This is a genomic window from Mycobacterium paraterrae (assembly GCF_022430545.2).
Taxonomy (GTDB): Bacteria; Actinomycetota; Actinomycetes; order Mycobacteriales; family Mycobacteriaceae; genus Mycobacterium; species Mycobacterium paraterrae.
Window position 1 is genome coordinate 4,825,535 of the sequence record NZ_CP092488.2, and the last position, 18,668, is coordinate 4,844,202.

Here is an 18,668-nt window from a genome sequence, read left to right on the forward strand (position 1 = left end):
GCGCCGTGCAACCCACGCGGTTGCGGAGTCGATACTGGAAGAGTGAGTCGATCAGCCCCGCCCGTTCTGAGGATCTGGCATAACGGATCCGAGAGTACGTTCCTGCCCGGGCACGACGTGGTGATCGGCCGCGATCTGCGCGCCGACGTGCGGATCGCCGACCCGCGGATCTCGCGCGCCCACCTGATCCTTCGGTTCGAACAGGGCAAATGGGTGGCGATCGACAACGGTTCGGTGAACGGCACTTTCGTCAACGGTTACCGGCGACCGGTGATCGATGTGCACGACGGACAAAGCATCAACATCGGTAATGCGGGCGGCCCACAGCTGACATTCGAGATCGGCGCTCCTCGCGGCAAGGAAGCTCGGCCAGCGCCGGGCGGACCGGCGCCCGGACCGCCGCACACCGTCACCTGGTCGACACCGGGGCGGCCGATGCCGCAGGGGCCGCCATCCGCGTCGTCGGCCAAGACGCCGCCGGGGCCCCCGCCGCGGAGTGCCCCACGGCCCCGCCCGGCGCCGCCGATCTCGCCATCGGAATATCCGACGACCGTGCAGGGCCGGCGACCGCCCACCGGACCGCCGCCCGATCAGGTGACGGTCGTCAACGCGCGGTCAGCGCCGGCGCAGCACGACGTGCCGCCGACCGAGGTCACCATGCTCGACGCCCGCGCTTCGGACGGGGCGAACTTCGCAACCCGCTTCGTCAAGCGTCTCGCGCCCCGCGCGACACCATCGGCGAAGCCGGCGGGCTCCGTCACTGTCGGACGGGCAGCGGACAACGACATCGTGGTTCCCGACGTCCTGGCCTCGCGCTACCACGCCACACTCACTTTGACCCCGCTGGGCACCGAGATCCGGGACACGAGCGTCAATGGGACTTTCGTCAACGGCACCCGCGTCGGTTCGGCAATCCTGAGCGAGGGTGACGTCGTCACCGTCGGAAACATCGACCTCGTCGTCAACGGCGGCCTGCTGGTCTGTCGCAGCGAAACCGAGGCAGCCACCAGCACGGGCGGCCTCGAAGTTCGCGACGTTCAATACGTCGTCGACAACGGCAAACAACTACTCAGCGACATCTCACTGACCGCGCGGCCGGGAACCCTGACCGCCGTGATCGGTGGATCGGGCGCCGGGAAGAGCACGCTGGCCCGGCTCATCGCCGGATACACGACTCCCAGCTCCGGCTCGGTGACGTTCGAGGGCCATGACATCCACGCCGAGTACGCCTCGCTGCGCAGCAGGATTGGCATGGTCCCCCAGGACGACGTCGTGCACCGTCAGTTGACCGTGAACCAGGCGCTGAGTTACGCCGCCGAGCTCCGCCTGCCACCCGACACCAGCAAAGCCGACCGGACCCGGGTGGTCTCCCAGGTGCTCGAGGAACTCGACTTGACCAAGCACGCCGATACGCGGGTCGACAAGCTGTCCGGCGGTCAGCGCAAACGCGCTTCGGTGGCACTGGAATTGCTCACCGGACCGTCGTTGCTGATTCTCGACGAGCCGACCTCGGGCCTGGACCCGGCGCTGGACCTGCAGGTCATGACGATGCTGCGGCAACTTGCCGATGCCGGTCGGGTGGTTCTGGTGGTCACCCACTCGCTGTCCTACCTCGACGTCTGTGACCAGGTGCTGCTGGTCGCCCCCGGCGGAAAGACGGCCTACTGCGGTCCGCCGGACGGCATCGGCGAAGTGATGGGCACGACGAACTGGGCCAAGATCTTCAGCCAGGTCGGCGCCGATCCGGAGGAGGCCAACCGCCGCTTCCGTGAAAGGGAGCAGCCTCAGCCCCCGTCGAAGTCCGACAAGCCTGCCGACCTGGGCGAACCGGTGCACACCAGCGTCCCGCGCCAAATCTCGACGATCGCGCGGCGGCAGGTCCGGCTCGTCATCGCCGACCGGGCCTATTTCGTCTTCCTGGCCCTGCTGCCGTTCATTCTCGGGGCGCTGTCGCTGACCGTGCCCGGCAACACAGGGTTCCGGCCCACCGGCCCGCACACCGGGACACCCGACGAATCCGCCCAGATCCTGGCGCTACTGCTGCCGGCCGCGGCGTTCATGGGTGTCGCGCTGACCATCCGCGACCTGGTCGGCGAACGCGCGATCTTCCAGCGAGAACAAGCGGTCGGGCTGTCCACGACGGCATATCTGTTGGCCAAAACGCTGGTGTTCTGCGGGTTCGCGGTGCTGCAGGCCGCGATCGTCACCGCGATCGTGGTCGGCGGCAAGGGGACGCCTAGCCGGGGGGCGGTGCTGCTCGGCCACTCGACCGCCGCCGCCACCGGCGAGTTGTTCCTCACCGTCGCCGCGGCGTGCGTCGCTTCGGCGGTCCTGGGGCTGGCCATCTCGTCACTGGTCCGATCGAGCGAACAGATCATGCCGCTGTTCGTGGTGGCGGTGATGGCTCAGCTGGTGCTGTGCGGCGGCATGGTCCCGGTCACCGGGCGGCTCGGGCTCGACCAGCTGTCCTGGTTGATGCCGGCGCGCTGGGGCTACGCGGCGGCCGCATCCACGGTCGACCTGCGGCATTTGGTGCCGCCGACGCTGCTTCCCCAGGACCAGTTCTGGCAGCACACCAGGCACTTCTGGCTGCTCGACATGGGCATGTTGGCCGGCCTGACAGCGTTCTTCGGCCTGTTCGTCCGCTGGAAGATCCGGCTCAGGCGCTGACGAGCGATGCATCCACCCAAGCACGAGATGTTCGACCTGCGCGCCCGCACCAACACCGATCCCAAAGGCATCGTGCGTGCGGTCGACGAGTACACCGTGCGCCCGTGGGGTCTCTACGTTGCCCGACCGACCCCCGGACGCGCCCAGTTTCATTACCTGGAGTCGTGGCTGTTGCCCTCGCTGGGGCTGCGCGCCACAGTGTTTCATTACAACGCCGGCCACGAGCGCGATCACGACTTCTACCTCGACGTCGGCGAATACACGCCGGGCCCGGACTCCTGGGCATCTGAAGACCACTACCTGGACCTCGAGGTTCGCACGCACACCGGCGTGGATTTGACCGACGTCGACGAACTCCTCGACGCGGTCCGGCACGGCTTGCTGACGCCGCAAGCCGGGGAGTTGGCAGTTCGCCGCGCGATGCACGCGGTCGAAGGCTTGGCGCGCAATGACTTTGATCTCAATGCGTGGTTGGCCTGCGACGGCATCCACTTGCATTGGCGATGACTAGGCGCTGGCTTCCTTCGGTGTGGTGTCGTCCTGCGCGCCGGCCAACAGCTTCTCGAAAAGCGTGCGGTAGTGCACGAACGCATCGCGTTGCTGCTCGGTACTGACCTTGTCGTGGCCCGCGGAGTTGACGTCGTGGGCGGCGCGGTAGCTGTCGACGATGTCCGGGTGGTCCACCGAGACGTCCGCAGCCCTGCGATCGAAATCGTCGACGGGATAACCGCGTTCGCGCATCACCTCGGTCACCAAACGATCGGCGGCCTGTACCGCGCTTGCCGGATTGTCGACGAAGCTGGCTTGCACTTCTTGCCAGCCGTTGGTGAAATTCGCGATGGCCGCCGGGCTCAACGGGACGATGTCGAGGCCTTCGCGCCGCTTTTCCCGCGTCGTCAGTTCGCGGTTCGCGGCTTTCTCGCTGCCGGCCTCGGCGACCAATCGGTCGTACTCAGGTCCGTAATGCTGTCTGAGCCGCCGCGTGGTGCTGTGATTACGCGCGATGCCGAGGGCCACGATCGAACCCGGTATGGCGATGATGACGGCGACCGCAACGAAAGCCCACACCCAACTGCTCATCAGGGGCTCCTTTCATACGCGCGTCGAGTATCCGCGCGATCAGCTGCGCAAACTTTGCTGTACCCAGTTCGGGTCAGCGCGAGCGTTCCCGGGCAGCGGTCATGCGTCAGAAGTAGTGCCGGCGTCCGCCGATGGCCCGTCCGGTACTGCCGAGGATCGCCAGGATCGCTCCAATGACGAGAAGGATGATTCCCAGTGTCCACAGAATCGAGATCTTCAGAACAAAGCCGGCAATGAGCAAAAGGATGCCGAGAGTGATCATCAGTTGCGCCTTCCTCTTCGTTGACGGGCCGGAGTTCGGGTGAACTGGCCGTGGAACCAGTTGATCACCGTCGAGGAGGTACGAATACACCCCTAGGGAGGTAATCTCCCCGCATGCCGCGAACGGATGGCGCGCCGATATCTGTGGCGCTCGTCGACGACTACGACGTCGTCGTCAAGGGTGTGGCCAACATGCTGGACCCGTACCGCGACCGCGTAGTGGTGGCGGAACTCGATTCGAGCATGGCCGTCAAGGACGAAGTAGACATCGTGTTGTACGACTCGTTCGCTCAGCCCGAATCAGACCACGAAGAAATCAAAGTCCTGGTGGCCAATCCGAGGGCACGTCGAGTCGTCGTCTACACGTGGAACTTTCACCCCGACCTGATTCAAAGCGCACGACAGCACGGCGCCGAGGGTTACCTGTCGAAGACTCTGCCTGCGCGCGAACTGGTCGCCGCCCTGGAGGCCGTCCATGCCGGTGAGATCGTCATCAGTGACGCGGGCCCGCGCACCCGCAGTGCGGCAGGGTTGGATTGGCCCGGTCGGGGCGAAGGGCTCAGTGAACGCGAAGCGGAAGTTCTGGCGCTCATCACCCAGGGCATGAGCAATGCCGACGTCGCCCGCCTGACCTATCTGAGTCCCAACACCGTCAAGTCCTACATCCGCACGATCTATCGCAAACTCGGCGTGGCGAGTCGCACGCAAGCCGTCTTGTGGGGCGTCGACCACGGCTTCACCCCGGACCACCACCGGATCGAGCACTGGCGCGGCGGGCCCTGATCGCAAGCACTTGGCAGTTTCCGCTACCCGTCCGGCCGGGTACGGGAGATGGATGGCTTTGAGTAACCACCGGCCGCATCGGCGGACCGGACAAAGCCCCGCGGCCCGGGGACGTCAGACACAACGGCGGCGAACGGGCGAGCGAGGGCCCCGCTTCGTCATTCAGCACCACCAGGCGCGTCAGGGCTACTACGACTTCCGTCTGGAAATCGACGGAACGGTGGTGTCGTGGGACATTCCCCGCGGCGCGGAGGTCAATCCGCAAGAACGGCGAATGGCCCGCCGCAACGCGGATCTTCCACTGGGCGAAGTCGACGCCGACATCGCCGAAGAAGATGAGCGGGTCGTCGTCTGGGACTGTGGCACTTACGCCAACAAGACCGGGCACGAGATGACGGTGTGCCTGGGTCGTGGGCATTTGTCTTTCCTGTTGCACGGCGAGAAACTCAACGGCTGTTATGCCTTGACCCGGATCCGGGAGGGCGAACAGGAGACATGGCTGCTGGTCAAGCGTCGCGACGACGTTGCCGACGAAATGAGTCGCCTCAATCGGTAGCGGTAATCTGTGCGGTCATGGGCAGTCTGCAGAGATGGATAGCGGCAGCGGCGGTGGTTGCCGGCGCGCAGGCCATGCCCGCGACAGCGCGCGCCGATCTGCACAACATCACCTACGTCGCGCGGGTCGACGGGGTGGCCCCCGGTAGCGTCGCCACCTTCATCACCGCCGACAACCAGACGAACATGGCGCAGCTCGGCGCGTTAGCGGGCAACTCTTTCCAGGCCAACGCGGTACTGCCCGATCCCGCTCACGCCGGCATGCAGATCGCCGTGAAGTGGCCGTATTCGGCGAATGTGCACTGCGAGATCGATGTCGACGACAAGGCGTTGGTCCAAGTCGACGAGGTTGCCCACCCCGTTGCCGGCAGCACCGACCCGATGAACGGTGTGGTGGCCTGCGGCGCGGCGCTGCCTAATCCGGCTCCGTAGGGCGCCACCCGGACTCGTCCGCCCACGCCCACGCGTCGCGGTAGGCGTCCACGAACCACGGTTCCTTCACCGCGACATAGTCGGTCCCACGTTCCGCGTCGCGTTTGACGGCCAGATATCGCTCGCGGGCGGCAGCATTGGCCCTGAGCCAGTCGACGAACAACAGGGCGAACTGTTGGTTAGGCCAGCCGTCGACCCGCAGGTGAACATTGGTGGGCCGGCCCGGATCGGCCGAGGCGTAAATTCGCTTCTGCCACAACGACGCATCGTCGGCATGGTCGAACTCGGCAACGGTGCTGCGGACGTCCGGTTTCGCCTCGTCCGAGGTGATCGGAAGGTGGACGTAGCCGACGCCGTTCAAGGCTTCGGCCAACGCGTCGGCGTCGTCGAGCGAAGCGACGGTGACCTGCATGTCGATGACGTCCTTGGCGTCGAGGCCCGCAATTGCGGTCGACCCGATGTGGTCGATCCGCACGGCACGATGGCCGCAGGCAGTACTCAGCCGCGCGGCGATGCGACGTGCCTGGTCCGGCCAGGACTGGTCGTAGGGCACCAGGACCGGTTGCGCGCGGGCCGCTTCGCCGCCGTCGAGGTTCTGCTCGAACGGCAGGATCCGCTGTCGCCACAGTGTGCGCGCCTGCTCCACCAATTCCTCTGCGCTGCCGGTGTTGTCGAGCCAGACATCGGCGACCGCGCGCCGTTGTTCCTCGGTGGCCTGCGCCTTGATCCGGGCGCGGGCGTCCTGTTCGGTGAAGCCGCGATACTCGATCAGCCGCTTGACCCGTAGTTCCTCGTCGGCGTTGACGATGATCACCAACGGGAACATCGGCGCCATACCGGATTCCACCAGCAGCGGGATATCTTCGACGATCACCGCATCGTGGCCGGCTTCGGCAATCAGCTCCGATCGGCGCTTACCCACCAGCGGATGCACGATGCCGTTCAGCGTCTGGCGCTTGTCCTCGTCGCTGAACGCGATCGCGGCCAGCGCCGGCCGGTTCAGCGAGCCGTCGTCGGACAGGATCTGCTCGCCGAACGCCTCGACAAGCTTGGCCAGCCCCTCAGTGCCCGGCTCGACGACCTCGCGGGAGATCACGTCGCCGTCGACGACGACCCCGCCGAGCTCGCTGAAGGTCGAGGACACCGTCGACTTTCCGGCGCCGATTCCGCCGGACAGACCAATGCGCAGCACCGCCCCAGTCTGTCAAAGCGCCGCAACGACGAACGCCCCGACTCGGGTGAGCCGGGGCGTTCGACAGGGACTGACGGTTAGGCGCTGCCTGCCAGCTTCTCCCGCAGGGCGGCGAGCTGCGCATCGCTGGCCAACGAGCCACCGGTGGGCGCGTCGTCGCTCGACGAGCTGCTGGACTGCGGGCGGGCGGCCTCTTCGGCCTCGGCAGCGGCGAACTTCTCCATCTGCGCGGTGTGCATCTTGTGCCGGCGCTCGGCCTCGGCGTAGCGGGCCTCCCACTCGGTGCGCTGGGCGTCGAAGCCTTCCAGCCACTCGTTGGTTTCGGCGTCGAAGCCCTCGGGGAAGATGTAGTTGCCCTGGTCGTCGTAGCTGTCGGCCATGCCGTACTTGGCAGGGTCGAACTCTTCGGTGTAATCCTCGTTGGCCTGCTTGAGGCTCAGCGAGATCCGACGACGCTCGAGATCGATGTCGATGACCTTGACCATCGCGTCGTCACCGACGGCGACCACCTGGTCGGGCACCTCGACGTGGCGCTCAGCCAGCTCGGAGATGTGCACCAGACCTTCGATGCCCTCTTCGACGCGGACGAAGGCACCGAACGGCACCAGCTTGGTGACCTTGCCGGGCACGATCTGGCCGATGGCGTGGGTGCGGGCGAAGTGGCGCCACGGGTCTTCCTGAGTCGCCTTGAGCGACAACGAAACCCGCTCGCGATCCATGTCCACGTCGAGCACCTCGACGGTGACCTCGTCGCCGACCTGGACAACCTCGGACGGGTGGTCGATGTGCTTCCAGGACAGCTCGGACACGTGCACCAGACCGTCGACACCGCCGAGGTCCACGAACGCGCCGAAGTTGACGATCGAGGACACCACACCCTTGCGGATGGCACCCTTCTGCAGCTGGTTGAGGAATTCGCTGCGCACCTCAGACTGGGTTTGCTCCAGCCAGGCGCGACGGGACAGCACCACGTTGTTGCGGTTCTTGTCCAGCTCGATGATCTTGGCCTCGATCTCCTTGCCGATGTACGGCTGCAGATCGCGGACCCGGCGCATCTCGACCAACGATGCCGGTAGGAAGCCGCGCAGGCCGATATCCAGGATCAGACCACCCTTGACGACCTCGATGACGGTGCCCTTGACGGCCTCGTCCTTCTCCTTGAGAGCCTCGATGGTGCCCCAGGCACGCTCATACTGAGCGCGCTTCTTGGACAGGATCAGGCGGCCTTCTTTGTCCTCTTTGGTGAGGACCAGGGCTTCGACTTCATCGCCCACGGAAACGACCTCGTTGGGGTCGACATCGTGCTTGATGGACAGTTCGCGGGAAGGAATGACGCCTTCGGTCTTGTAGCCGATGTCGAGGAGAACCTCGTCCCGGTCGACCTTGACGATGGTCCCTTCGACGATGTCGCCATCGTTGAAGTACTTGATTGTTTTATCGATGGCGGCGAGAAAGTCCTCGCTCGAGCCAATGTCGTTGACGGCTACTTGCGGCGAGGTGACGGTGGGACTCGGCATATTGTTGGGTTGCTCCGGACAGGTTGAGGTCGTAGGGACAGTGCTGGTTTCTATTCAATCGCCCGGAAGTGCTCACCGGACTATCTAGTGAGGCTACTCGACTAGGCCTACGCAGGCCAAACTCGCCCCACGGGGGTCGTCGGGCGCCGGGGTCAGTGCGCGGCGCTGTCCCAGCTGGGTCCGTAGCCCACGGAAACCTCCAACGGCACGTCAAGCGGGTACGCGCCGCCCATCTTGTCTCTCACCAGCGCCTCGAGTTGCTCACGTTCGCCCTCGGCGACCTCGAACAACAGCTCATCGTGCACCTGGAGCAGCATCCGCGAGGCCAGTCCCGCGTCGGCGATGGCCTTGTCGACCTCGATCATCGCCACCTTGATGATGTCGGCGGCGCTGCCCTGGATCGGGGCGTTGAGTGCTGCGCGCTCGGCGGACTCACGGACCTGGCGATTGCTGCTGTCGAGCTCGGGCAGATAGCGGCGCCGTCCGAAGACGGTGGACGTGTAGCCGTCTTTGCGGGCCTGCTCGACGACGTTGTGCAGATAGTCGCGCACGCCCCCGAAGCGGGCGAAGTACTGCTCCATCTGTTCCTTGGCTTCTTCAGTCGAGATCTTGAGCTGGGCGGACAACCCGTAGGCGCTCAGGCCGTAAGCCAGCCCGTAGGACATCGCCTTGACCCGGCGCCGCAGTTCGCCCGTCACTTCCTCGATCGGCACGCCGAACGCCCGCGACGCGACGAAGGAGTGCAGGTCTTCCCCCGTGTTGAAGGCCTCGATGAGGCCTTCGTCGCGTGAAAGGTGCGCCATGATCCGCATCTCGATCTGGCTGTAGTCCGCGGTCATGAGCTCGGTGTAACCGCCGCCGACCACGAACGCGTCGCGGATCTGGCGCCCCGCGTCGGTCCGGATCGGGATGTTCTGCAGGTTGGGCTCGGTCGACGAGAGCCGACCGGTGGCCGCGATCGTCTGGTTGAAGGTCGTGTGGATCCGGCCGTCGCCCGCAACGGAATTCAGCAGGCCATCCACCGTCACCTTCAACCGGGTGACGTCGCGGTGCGTCAGCAGATGTTGCAGGAACGGATGCCCCGTCTTGTCGAACAGCGTCTGCAGCGCGTCCGCATCGGTGGTGTAACCGGTTTTGGTTCGCTTGGTCTTCGGCATTTCCAACTCGTCGAACAGCACCACCTGGAGCTGTTTCGGCGAGCCGAGGTTGATCTGTTTGCCGATCACGCTGTAGGCCGCTTCGGCGGCGTCGCGGATTTGATCGCCGAAATCGCTTTGCAGTGTGCTCAATTGGTCCAGATCGACACCGATGCCGACGGCCTCCATGGCGGCCAGCACGCGCTGCACCGGCAACTCCATCTCGGCCAGCAGCTTGGTGGAGTCGATGCGGTCCAGTTCGGCGTCCAGCGCGTCGGCCAGATCGACGACGGCGCGGGCACGCAGCACCGCGGTCTGCACGGCCTGCTCATCGACGCCCTCGCTGTCATCAAGAAGCGAAAGCTGTTGCTGCTCCGATGTTTCCGCGCGCAGCTCGCGACGGAGGTAGCGCAGCGACAGATCGTCGAGGGCGAAGCTGCGCTGGCCCGGGCGGACCAGGTAGGCGGCCAGCGCGGTGTCGGAGGTGATTCCAGTCAACGTCCAGCCCCGCCCCGCGAGGTCGTAGATCGCCAACTTGGCCTCGTGCAACGCCTTGGGCTGGCCGGCGTCGGCAAGCCACGCCGCCAATGCCTTGTCGTCCTCGGCGGTCAGCGTCGTGGTGTCGATGAAGGCGCCGTCACCGTCGGCGGCGGCGATGGCCAGCGCGGTCGCGTCACCGTCGTAGGGCAGGTGGGTGCCGACAACCGCGAGGCCGGCGCGCCTGCCGTCGGCGGCGTGGTCGGCCAGCCATTGCGTGATTTCGCCGGGTTCCAGCGCTCCCCCGCGGACGTCGAAGCCCTCGTCCACCTCCGGCTCGACGGCGGCCAGCGTGTCGAACAGCCGGTCGCGCAGAACCCGGAACTCGAGCTGGTCGAACAGTCGGTGGATCTGGTCGCGGTCCCAAGGCTGCATTCGTAGCGTGTCCGGCGTCTGGGCCAGCGGCACGTCGCGGACCAAGTCGGTGAGTTCGCGGTTGAGCACCACGCTGGACAGGTGCGCACGCAACGCGTCACCGACCTTGCCTCGCACCGAATCCACGTTGTCGACCAGCGCCTGCAGCGAGCCGTATTCGCTGATCCATTTGGTCGCGGTCTTCTCGCCGACGCCGGGAATGCCGGGCAGGTTGTCGCTCGGGTCGCCCCGCAGCGCGGCGAAGTCCGGGTACTGGGCGGGCGTCAGACCGTATTTCTCGAGGACCGCGTCAGGGGTGAAGCGGGTGAGTTCGCTGACCCCCTTCCGCGGGTAGAGCACGGTGACGTCGTCGGTGACCAGCTGCAGTGAATCGCGGTCACCGGTGACGACCAAGACCCGGTAACCCTCTTTCTCGGCCTGCGTGGTCAGGGTGGCGATGATGTCGTCGGCCTCGAAGCCCGGTTCGGCCAGCACCGTAATGCCAAGGGCGGCAAGGACTTCCTTGGTGATGTCGATCTGGCCACGGAACTCGTCGGGCGTGGTGGAACGGTTGGCTTTGTATTCCGGGTAGCGGTCGGAGCGGAATGTCTGCCGGGACACGTCGAAGGCGGCGGCCACGTGCGTGGGCGCCTCGTCGCGCAGCAGGTTGATCAGCATGGCGGTGAACCCGTAGACCGCGTTGGTGGTGAGCCCGCCCTGCGTTTTGAAGTTCTCGGCGGGCAAGGCGTAGAAAGCGCGATATGCCAGCGAGTTGCCGTCCAGCAGCATCAGCGTCGGCGTGTCGTCGGCAGTCTTGCCGGCATCGGTCTTCTTGCTCGCGGTCCTCGCTGGGCTCACGCGCTCAACTCTAGGCACTGGGTCCGACGCCGAGTAGCGGCGACGTCCGTCGGGACGAACTGCAACACGTTTCAGTTTTGTCCTGTTGCTGGGTAGGCTGACCCGGTGCCCGAGGTCACCAGCCCAGAACCGGCAATCGACGGATGGTTCGCCACCGATGACGCCGGACAGTCCCATTTGATCGGCAGCAAGTGCCCGAAGTGCGGCACCTATGTGTTCCCGCCGCGCGAGAACAACTGCCCCAATCCGGCCTGCGACAGCGACGCACTAGAGGCCGTCGCATTGTCGCGGCGCGGAAAGCTGTGGAGCTACACCGAGAACCGCTACCCGCCGCCGAAGCCCTACCCCGCCCCGGATCCGTTCGAGCCGTTCGCGATCGCCGCGGTCGAGCTCGCCGACGAGGGCATCATCGTGCTCGGCAAGGTGGTCGAGGGCACCCTGGCCGCCGACCTGAAAGTCGGCATGGAGATGGAGCTGGCCACCATGACCCTGTACACCGACGACGACGGCGTCGAACGTCTCGTCCACGCGTGGAAGCCTGCTGATTGATGAGTACTCCCGAACCGCTGTACATCCTCGGCGCCGGCATGCACCCGTGGGGCAAATGGGGCCGCGACTTCACCGAGTACGGCGTCGTCGCCGCCCGGTCCGCGCTGGCCGAGGCCGGCTTGGACTGGCGGCAGATCCAGTTCGTCGCCGGCGCCGACACCATCCGAAACGGCTACCCGGGCTTCATCGCCGGGTCGACGTTCGCGCAGAAGCTCGGCTGGAACGGCGTGCCGGTCAGCTCGAGTTACGCCGCGTGTGCCAGCGGCTCGCAGGCGCTGCAGAGCGCCCGCGCGCACATCCTGGCCGGGTTCTGCGACGTCGCGCTGGTGATCGGCGCCGACACCACGCCGAAAGGCGCATTCGCCCCGGTCGGCGGTGAGCGGAAAAACGACCCGGATTGGCAGCGCTTCCACCTGATCGGGGCGATGAACCCGGTGTACTTCGCCCTGCTGGCCCGCCGCCGGATGGACCTCTACGGCGCGACGGCCGAGGACTTCGCTCAGGTGAAGGTGAAGAACTCTCAGCACGGCCTGCAGAACCCGAACGCCCGCTACCGCAAGGAATCCTCGATCGAGGACGTGCTGGCAAGCCCCGTCGTCAGCGACCCGTTGCGGCAGCTCGACATCTGCGCCACCTCCGACGGCGCGGCCGCGCTGATCGTCGCCAGTGCCGAGTTCACCCGCAAACACCTCGGCTCCCTAGACGGTGTGCCGTCGGTGCGGGCGGTCAGCACGGTCACCCCGCAGTACCCCCAGCACCTACCCGAATTGCCGGACATCGCAACCGATTCCACCGCCGTGGCTCCTGCCCCCGAGCGGGTGTTCAAGGACCAAATTCTCGACGCGGCGTACGCCGAAGCCGGTATCGGTCCCGAGGACGTCAGCATCGCCGAGGTCTACGACCTGTCGACCGCCCTGGAACTCGACTGGTACGAACACCTGGGGCTGTGCCCGAAGGGCGAGGCCGAGGCGCTGCTGCGCAGCGGCGCCACCACGATCGGCGGCAAGGTGCCGGTCAACCCGTCGGGCGGGCTGGCCTGCTTCGGCGAGGCGATCCCCGCGCAGGCCATCGCGCAGGTGTGCGAGTTGACCTGGCAGCTGCGCGGTCAGGCGACCGGCCGGCAGGTGGAGAACGCCAAAGTCGGCGTCACGGCGAACCAGGGTCTGTTCGGCCACGGCTCCTCGGTGATCGTCGCGCGCTAGCCATGCTCGGGCACCTCGGGATCAACGTGCCCGACCTCGCGCTGGCGAAGCGGTACTACGGCGAGCTGATGCCGTGTGTCGGTTTCGAGTTGTTCCTGGACGCCGATGACCAAGTCGCGTTTCGCCCTGCCGGTGGGAAACCGGGAACGTATCTTTTCGTCTACCCGTCGACTGAGGTGGGCGGCTATTCCCGACACCGAGCGGGCCTGCAGCACCTGGCATTCATGGTGAAAACCCGCTCCGCGGTGCGCGACGTGCATGCGTTGGTCACCCGCCTTGGCGGCGTGGTCGTGCACGAGCCGCAGTCGTTCCCGCAATACCCGCCGCCGTATTTCGCGACATTCTGGTTGGACCCGTTCGGCATCATGCTCGAGGCGGTGTGCCACTACGACCGGGACTGAAACCCCCCGAACGAAGCCGCACGCTCGGCGCCTCGCGGACGTCAGCTTTTCGCGTCCTTGGGTGTGTCAAGGGTTTCCAGGACGACCTCGGCGACGTGCTTCATCGTGGTGCGGCGATCCATGGCCGCCCGCTGAATCCACTTGAACGCCTCGGGTTCGGTCATGCCCTGATTGGCCTGCAGCAGGCCCTTGGCCCGCTCGACGAGCTTGCGGGTTTCCAGCCGGTCGGACAGCGTCTCGACTTCGCGCTCCAGTGCCCGAATTTCGCTGAATCGACTGAGCGCCAGCTCAATTGCCGGAATGAGGTCCGAGATCGTGAACGGCTTGACCAGGTAGGCCATTGCGCCCGCGTCACGAGCTTTCTCCACCAGATCGCGCTGGCTGAACGCGGTCAGTACGACGATCGGCGCGATGCGCTTGCCGGCGATCTCGGAGGCGGCGTCGATACCGTCGCGGCGGGGCATCTTGACGTCCATGATCACCAGATCGGGCCGCAGTTGTTCGGCCAGCTCGACGGCCTCCTGCCCGTCGCCGGCCTCGCCGACGATCTCGTAGCCCTCTTCGCGCAGCATCTCGGACAAGTCCAGCCGGATCAGCGCCTCATCCTCGGCGATCAGGACCCGGTGCGGGGGGCGAGTGTCGTCGTCGGTCATGCAGCACATTCTGTCGTGAACCACGGGAAAGCTCGACTGCGGGGCTGTGAGTCGGCTCGCACGATCCCATCCTCTATGGTGGGAGGCCGTAGTTCGCAGGCCCTCGTATCCCAACTGGCAGAGGAAACGGATTCAAAACCCGTCCAGTGTGAGTTCGAATCTCACCGAGGGCACCAAAACGCCAGGTCAAAGTCCTGCGCGGCGGAATGCCCGTACGAAACGCACACGACAGTCCGCACACAGTCCGCAGAAGGATTTACACTGCGGACTGTGACGGCTTTTAAGCGCGGCGTTCGCGCAGGTGTTGAGGACCGCTGGCACCGGCCAGCGCGTAGCGGTGAACGGGTCTCCTGGCCCGCCGATCAGACCGATGGCCCTACGTGGTGCATCGACGCCAAGCACGGCAACTCGGGCACGCTGGTCTGTTCGGCTCGGCACGGCCAGGGCAAGCGATGGCTAGCCCGGTGGGTGGCCCGCGACGGCCAGGAGCGCACCAAGGCATTCGACCGCAAGGCGGACGCCCAAAAGCACATCGAGGAAATGACCGTCGCCGTAAGCACCGGCACGTACTCTGACCCGCGGCGCTCCGCGGTGACGTTCGGGGTGATCGCTGAGGCATGGTTCGCCACCAAAGCCCAGCGGGCACCGAAAACGGTTGCCGGGTACCGGGAAGTCTTGGACAACGTGATCCTGCCCAAATGGGGGCCGGAGCCGTTGAGTGACGTCACCCACGAAGGCATCCAAACGTGGATTACGTGGCTGTCCACCAATCCCGCTGCGCGCCAGCATGTTCGCAAAAGCGACCCAAACGCCGGCCTTTCCGCGTCGCGAGTCATTCAGACTCATCAGCTTGTCAATCAAATTTTCGGCTACGCGATCCGGGCGAAATATGTGGCCGTCAACCCGGCCACCGACATCGAGTTGCCCAGCAAGCCGCAGAGCACGGACCTCGCCCTCACTCATGACCAAGTGCGGCAGCTTGCGAAGGAGATGACCGCGGCTGAGGATGCGATCCGGCACCGCAGCGACACTGCCGCGCCCCGGACGACGCCGGAGGCGCTCGGCACGATGGTTCGTCTCTTGGCCTACGCGGGTCTACGATTCGGCGAGTGCGCCGCCCTACTAGTGGGCGATGTCGATATCAAAAAGCGCCGCATTCTCGTCGGCAAGTCCATTACCCGCGTTCGCGGGCAGGGCCTGGTCCTTGGTGAAACGAAAACGCACGCACGCCGAAGCGCCCCAATACTGACCACTGCACTCGCGGACGAACTGAAACAGTGGGTCGCTGGGCGTGATGCGTCGGAGTTCCTGTTCCCCGGCCCCGACGGCGAAGCCATGACGGTCGGGTGGTTCCGCGCTCGGTTCGACAAGGCGGTCGCCAAGCTCGGCGTCGAGGGGGTCACGCCCCACACGCTCCGCCACTCGGCGGGTTCGTTGGCGCTGGCCTCCGGAGCGTCGGTCGTCACCGTGCAAAAACTCTTGGGTCATCTGAACGCCACGACCACCATGAACCGCTACAGCCACATGCTCCCCGACGACTTCGACCGCCTCGCGGCGGCGATGGATAAGGCCACTAGCTCTCCGTAGACCGCCCACAGCAGCCCAAAAACACAAACTGTTGTGTTCCGGCGTGTCGCCCTCAAGGCTGCTTAATATGCAAGGGCCTAGCAAATCCACATCCTGCTCGGCAATCATCCGGAACGGATGACCGTATCGAGCAAAAGAGCATCAATGACAACGCGATTCGACTCCGACCTGCTGACAACCGAAGAGGTTGCCGCCCTCACCCGCAAATCGCCAGCCACCATCCGTTGGATGAAGCACGTCGGCACCGGCCCTCGCTCCGGCAAGCTGGGACGCCGGGTGGTCTACCGTCGCAGCGACGTGCAGGCGTGGATCGACGCGGCGTTCGAGGGTGATAATGAAGCCTGACATCGGCGTATACGAGGTATACACATCGGTTGCACCCCAACGGATTACAAAGTGTTGACCGGTGCCCACCGCCGATGTACTGTCCCTAACACCGGCACCCCCGGAAGGGGTAACGGGTAGTTGATCGGTCGAGCCTGACTCGCGCAGCGGTCTTTGAGCCGTTGGTCTCGGGGAAACCCGAGGAGCAACTATCTGCCGTATGCGGCACCTGAAAAGGTAACGGGTATCAGATCGGTCGAGCGTGACTCGCGCAGCGGACGTAAAACCGCTGGCCTGGAGAAATCCTAGGCTGATACCTCCCGCAGTGCGACTAAGCACGGGTCCCTTATCGGGCAGGCCCCAGGAGAAGTCTGCCCTCACCAGCAAATTGCTGTAATCCGTCGTTCTACAACCCATTTGAGCCGCACCCACCTCGGGTGTGGCTCTTTTTTATGCCAGGAGAAACCATGACCACTCTCGCAGAGCGCCGCTTGCGCGCTCAACACGGCGCTCACAAAGTTTGGGCGCACGCCGAAACCGTTTGGCCCGAACACTTCCTGGATGTCTAGCGAATCGTTCGTGCCGAGGAAAGTTTGCGTCCGGCTCGCCGCCTGCTGCGGCCACCAGATCGAGACCACCTAAACCGGTGGTCTGAGGTCGCCTAACCGGGTGACCTAATTAAACAAAACAGGAGAGATATCAAATGAGGAACCTCGCCCAACGTGAGATAACTGCCCACCGGGAGGCCGGACGCGCTGTCGCCGTATTGATGCGCGGCGGCGGACAACTTCATTCCATCAATATCGTCGGGAGCGATGGACGCGGTTACACCCATTACAGCGCGAAGCGGTGGGACTATCCGTTCATCACGTTCGCGGCGTCGTGGGCCGAGGCACGACTGAAGTGGCCGCTGGACGACCTGGACGCTGTGGACGCCGACGACACGCCGTTCAGTGATTACGTCAACGAGGCGCTATACGCCGATGTCGATGGCGACGACGAACTGTTCAAATACCTTGTCAGACAGGATGAAGCGATGGCGGCCGAGATTGCTGAAGCCTCACGAATGACTGTCGCCCAACTTCAGGAGCGCCGCGAAATGACGTGGTGGCGTGAACTGGAGCGCGAGTGGCACACCATCCAGGTGCTAGCGCGCCAATTGCAAGCCATCGGGGCCGACATGTATCACAGCGCCAGTCACAAGACGTGGCAGGAAACGATTAACGACATGCTCTACGCACGCGCACAGTGAAACCATCCCCAGGCCCCGTCGAGCCTCAGCGCCACGGCGGGGCCTGGGACCACCACAGCTAATGGGAATGAAGTGCAATGACATTCAGCAAGTTGCTCTGGCACAAGGAACTTCGCGGCTGCGACATGAAGCCCAGCGCCTACCGCGTGCTGATGACCGTGTTCGACTACACCGACGAGAACGGGCAGGGCGCGTACCCCGGCAACGACCGCCTGGCGGCTGACACCTGCCTATCGCTGTCCACAGTCAAGGACGCGTTGAAAGACCTTGTGGCTGAGGGATGGCTGCGCCGGGAGTGCCGCGGCGGGCGCAGCGGCAGCGGCGCGCACTGGGCAGCCGAGTACGCCTTGACGACACCGTGGGAGATGTCATCGGGTGAATTCGAGTCCTCAACAGGTGAATTCACGCCATGTCAACCGGTGAATTCAAGGCGTGTCAACAGTCAGAAATGGCGCTCTCAACAGCCAGCCGGTAACCCCCCACCAGATCATTACTCACCAGATCAACTATCAGATCATTTACCAGATCATGTGTGCAGCGCGCACGGTTGAAAAGTTTCTCCCCTTCCGTGCTGATTCTCCTCTATCGGACGACTCAAGAAACGTCGTCGCACGGATTAGGAAAAGCTCATTGATGCATGAACATCACGTTCTCGATTACTCGACTGTTTGCTTCCCAGATGGAATGAATTCTCACAGTGAACCTCCAGACCTCAACTAATAACCAGGCGTGGCAGAGCGCGGGCTACCGGCCTATCCCCGGCTGGCCGACCTACATCCTCGGCATCGAACTCGATGTGTGGAGCCTTCCCCGCGAGGTACCCTGCAAGGGCGGCACGACGCGCTGGCTTAGCGCAAAGCACCTCAAGCCCGATCGCGGGCGGGTGTCGCTGTCGTGCGACGGGAGCGTGCGCCGCTACCACGTTGCGGACGAGCTATTCCCCGCCGTATTCCCCGAACGCCTACGCCCACAAGTGATCTGCCGCCACGGCCATCCACTTCACTACGTTGATCCCGACTGCGCGCTGCTAGTGGCACGGCGGCTAGGCGAGCCATCTGTGAGCGTGTGGGGGACCGGTAACCGCATCTGTCTACGTTGCACCGACGCCCCGACGACCTACCCCACCGACAACACATACTCGCTACACCACGGCGTCGGGATGCCCGACTATCCGCGCCGCCCCCTGCGATCAACGATGTTAAACGACGGCCCGCGGTTGCGCGGCGGTAACCGTTTCCTACTCGCCGAACTCGATTGGGGCGACCACGGCTATACAATTTCCCATTCGCCGTAACCATTTCCGCAGGTAGATTAATTTACCAACA

Annotated in this window: 19 protein-coding genes and 1 tRNA gene; 14 read left to right on the top strand and 6 right to left on the bottom strand. The window is 64.9% G+C overall.

The annotated features are described in order from the left end of the window. Window positions 1-42: 42 nt before the first annotated feature. Both MKK62_RS23185 and MKK62_RS23190 read left to right on the top strand, forming a co-directional pair. Complete coding sequence (locus tag MKK62_RS23185; RefSeq protein ID WP_240263511.1) at window positions 43-2,670, top strand: ATP-binding cassette domain-containing protein; 2,628 nt, start codon at window positions 43-45, stop codon at window positions 2,668-2,670. A 72-nt stretch (window positions 2,671-2,742) separates the two neighbouring features. Then, window positions 2,743-3,177: a ribonuclease FAU-1 family protein gene (locus tag MKK62_RS23190; protein ID WP_240263975.1), complete on the top strand. Its 435-nt coding sequence runs from the start codon at window positions 2,743-2,745 to the stop codon at window positions 3,175-3,177. Here the strand turns inward: MKK62_RS23190 and MKK62_RS23195 are convergent, their stop codons facing one another. Beyond that, window positions 3,178-3,750, bottom strand: a complete 573-nt coding sequence (locus MKK62_RS23195) for a hypothetical protein (protein WP_240263510.1) — start codon at window positions 3,748-3,750, stop codon at window positions 3,178-3,180. Window positions 3,751-3,856: 106 nt separating this feature from the next. Beyond that, the gene (locus MKK62_RS23200) at window positions 3,857-4,012 is read right to left on the bottom strand and encodes a DUF6131 family protein (protein ID WP_240263509.1); all 156 of its coding nucleotides are present in this window, start codon (window positions 4,010-4,012) and stop codon (window positions 3,857-3,859) included. 113 nt (window positions 4,013-4,125) lie between these two features. Here MKK62_RS23200 and MKK62_RS23205 point away from each other — a divergent pair, with 113 nt between their 5' ends. From MKK62_RS23205 to MKK62_RS23215, 3 genes are read left to right on the top strand one after another with little or no spacing between them, the layout of a single operon-like run. Then, window positions 4,126-4,794 (top strand): LuxR C-terminal-related transcriptional regulator, encoded by a 669-nt coding sequence (locus MKK62_RS23205; RefSeq protein WP_240263508.1) that lies wholly within the window; start codon window positions 4,126-4,128, stop codon window positions 4,792-4,794. Window positions 4,795-4,846: 52 nt separating this feature from the next. Continuing rightward, complete coding sequence (locus MKK62_RS23210) at window positions 4,847-5,350, top strand: DNA polymerase ligase N-terminal domain-containing protein (protein ID WP_240263507.1); 504 nt, start codon at window positions 4,847-4,849, stop codon at window positions 5,348-5,350. A 17-nt stretch (window positions 5,351-5,367) separates the two neighbouring features. After that, window positions 5,368-5,781 (top strand): hypothetical protein, encoded by a 414-nt coding sequence (locus tag MKK62_RS23215; RefSeq protein ID WP_240263506.1) that lies wholly within the window; start codon window positions 5,368-5,370, stop codon window positions 5,779-5,781. Here MKK62_RS23215 and coaE read toward each other — a convergent pair. The 3 genes from coaE to polA form a co-directional block, all read right to left on the bottom strand. Continuing rightward, on the bottom strand, window positions 5,765-6,973 hold the full coding sequence (gene coaE, locus MKK62_RS23220) for a dephospho-CoA kinase (protein ID WP_240263505.1): 1,209 nt from the start codon (window positions 6,971-6,973) through the stop codon (window positions 5,765-5,767). The two genes, MKK62_RS23215 and coaE, sit on opposite strands and share 17 nt — an antisense overlap. A 77-nt stretch (window positions 6,974-7,050) precedes the next feature. Then, window positions 7,051-8,490: a 30S ribosomal protein S1 gene (gene rpsA / locus MKK62_RS23225; RefSeq protein ID WP_240263504.1), complete on the bottom strand. Its 1,440-nt coding sequence runs from the start codon at window positions 8,488-8,490 to the stop codon at window positions 7,051-7,053. Between the two features lie 152 nt (window positions 8,491-8,642). Then, window positions 8,643-11,306 carry a DNA polymerase I gene (gene polA, locus MKK62_RS23230; RefSeq protein WP_240263974.1) on the bottom strand — a complete coding sequence of 888 codons (2,664 nt, stop codon included), beginning with the start codon at window positions 11,304-11,306 and terminating at the stop codon, window positions 8,643-8,645. A 174-nt stretch (window positions 11,307-11,480) separates the two neighbouring features. Here polA and MKK62_RS23235 point away from each other — a divergent pair, with 174 nt between their 5' ends. Genes MKK62_RS23235 through MKK62_RS23245 form a run of 3 tightly spaced genes read left to right on the top strand, consistent with a single transcriptional unit; the run spans window position 11,481 to window position 13,527 of the window. After that, entirely contained in the window at window positions 11,481-11,924 is a 444-nt protein-coding gene (locus tag MKK62_RS23235; RefSeq protein WP_240263503.1) for a Zn-ribbon domain-containing OB-fold protein, read from the top strand. Further along, complete coding sequence (locus MKK62_RS23240; protein WP_240263502.1) at window positions 11,924-13,126, top strand: lipid-transfer protein; 1,203 nt, start codon at window positions 11,924-11,926, stop codon at window positions 13,124-13,126. The genes MKK62_RS23235 and MKK62_RS23240 overlap by 1 nt, the downstream gene beginning before the upstream one ends. 2 nt (window positions 13,127-13,128) lie before the next feature. Then, window positions 13,129-13,527, top strand: a complete 399-nt coding sequence (locus MKK62_RS23245; RefSeq protein WP_240263501.1) for a VOC family protein — start codon at window positions 13,129-13,131, stop codon at window positions 13,525-13,527. A gap of 41 nt (window positions 13,528-13,568) precedes the next feature. Here the strand turns inward: MKK62_RS23245 and MKK62_RS23250 are convergent, their stop codons facing one another. Further along, window positions 13,569-14,189 (bottom strand): ANTAR domain-containing response regulator, encoded by a 621-nt coding sequence (locus tag MKK62_RS23250; protein ID WP_434085115.1) that lies wholly within the window; start codon window positions 14,187-14,189, stop codon window positions 13,569-13,571. A 90-nt stretch (window positions 14,190-14,279) separates the two neighbouring features. Here MKK62_RS23250 and MKK62_RS23255 point away from each other — a divergent pair. From MKK62_RS23255 to MKK62_RS23280, 6 genes are all read left to right on the top strand, one after another. Next, a tRNA-Leu gene (locus tag MKK62_RS23255) sits at window positions 14,280-14,356 on the top strand. A 94-nt stretch (window positions 14,357-14,450) separates the two neighbouring features. Then, window positions 14,451-15,767 carry a tyrosine-type recombinase/integrase gene (locus MKK62_RS23260; RefSeq protein ID WP_240263499.1) on the top strand — a complete coding sequence of 439 codons (1,317 nt, stop codon included), beginning with the start codon at window positions 14,451-14,453 and terminating at the stop codon, window positions 15,765-15,767. A 144-nt stretch (window positions 15,768-15,911) separates the two neighbouring features. Continuing rightward, window positions 15,912-16,112, top strand: a complete 201-nt coding sequence (locus MKK62_RS23265; protein ID WP_240263498.1) for a helix-turn-helix transcriptional regulator — start codon at window positions 15,912-15,914, stop codon at window positions 16,110-16,112. A 745-nt stretch (window positions 16,113-16,857) separates the two neighbouring features. After that, entirely contained in the window at window positions 16,858-17,343 is a 486-nt protein-coding gene (locus tag MKK62_RS23270) for a hypothetical protein (protein ID WP_240263497.1), read from the top strand. A gap of 77 nt (window positions 17,344-17,420) precedes the next feature. Continuing rightward, the gene (locus MKK62_RS23275; protein ID WP_240263496.1) at window positions 17,421-17,894 is read left to right on the top strand and encodes a helix-turn-helix domain-containing protein; all 474 of its coding nucleotides are present in this window, start codon (window positions 17,421-17,423) and stop codon (window positions 17,892-17,894) included. 146 nt (window positions 17,895-18,040) lie between these two features. Then, window positions 18,041-18,637: a hypothetical protein gene (locus MKK62_RS23280; protein ID WP_240263495.1), complete on the top strand. Its 597-nt coding sequence runs from the start codon at window positions 18,041-18,043 to the stop codon at window positions 18,635-18,637. Window positions 18,638-18,668: the final 31 nt, after the last annotated feature.

What these genes read in the sequence shown, in the direction of transcription:
- MKK62_RS23195 (WP_240263510.1), bottom strand. Translation starts at nt 3,750, where the DNA reads ATGAGCAGTTGGGTGTGGGCTTTCGTTGCGGTCGCCGTCATCATCGCC.
- MKK62_RS23200 (WP_240263509.1), bottom strand. Translation starts at nt 4,012, where the DNA reads ATGATCACTCTCGGCATCCTTTTGCTCATTGCCGGCTTTGTTCTGAAG.
- MKK62_RS23205 (WP_240263508.1), top strand. Translation starts at nt 4,126, where the DNA reads ATGCCGCGAACGGATGGCGCGCCGATATCTGTGGCGCTCGTCGACGAC.
- MKK62_RS23210 (WP_240263507.1), top strand. Translation starts at nt 4,847, where the DNA reads ATGGCTTTGAGTAACCACCGGCCGCATCGGCGGACCGGACAAAGCCCC.
- MKK62_RS23215 (WP_240263506.1), top strand. Translation starts at nt 5,368, where the DNA reads ATGGGCAGTCTGCAGAGATGGATAGCGGCAGCGGCGGTGGTTGCCGGC.
- rpsA (WP_240263504.1), bottom strand. Translation starts at nt 8,490, where the DNA reads ATGCCGAGTCCCACCGTCACCTCGCCGCAAGTAGCCGTCAACGACATT.
- polA (WP_240263974.1), bottom strand. Translation starts at nt 11,306, where the DNA reads ATGCTGCTGGACGGCAACTCGCTGGCATATCGCGCTTTCTACGCCTTG.
- MKK62_RS23240 (WP_240263502.1), top strand. Translation starts at nt 11,924, where the DNA reads ATGAGTACTCCCGAACCGCTGTACATCCTCGGCGCCGGCATGCACCCG.
- MKK62_RS23245 (WP_240263501.1), top strand. Translation starts at nt 13,129, where the DNA reads ATGCTCGGGCACCTCGGGATCAACGTGCCCGACCTCGCGCTGGCGAAG.
- MKK62_RS23250 (WP_434085115.1), bottom strand. Translation starts at nt 14,189, where the DNA reads ATGTGCTGCATGACCGACGACGACACTCGCCCCCCGCACCGGGTCCTG.
- MKK62_RS23265 (WP_240263498.1), top strand. Translation starts at nt 15,912, where the DNA reads ATGACAACGCGATTCGACTCCGACCTGCTGACAACCGAAGAGGTTGCC.
- MKK62_RS23275 (WP_240263496.1), top strand. Translation starts at nt 17,421, where the DNA reads ATGACATTCAGCAAGTTGCTCTGGCACAAGGAACTTCGCGGCTGCGAC.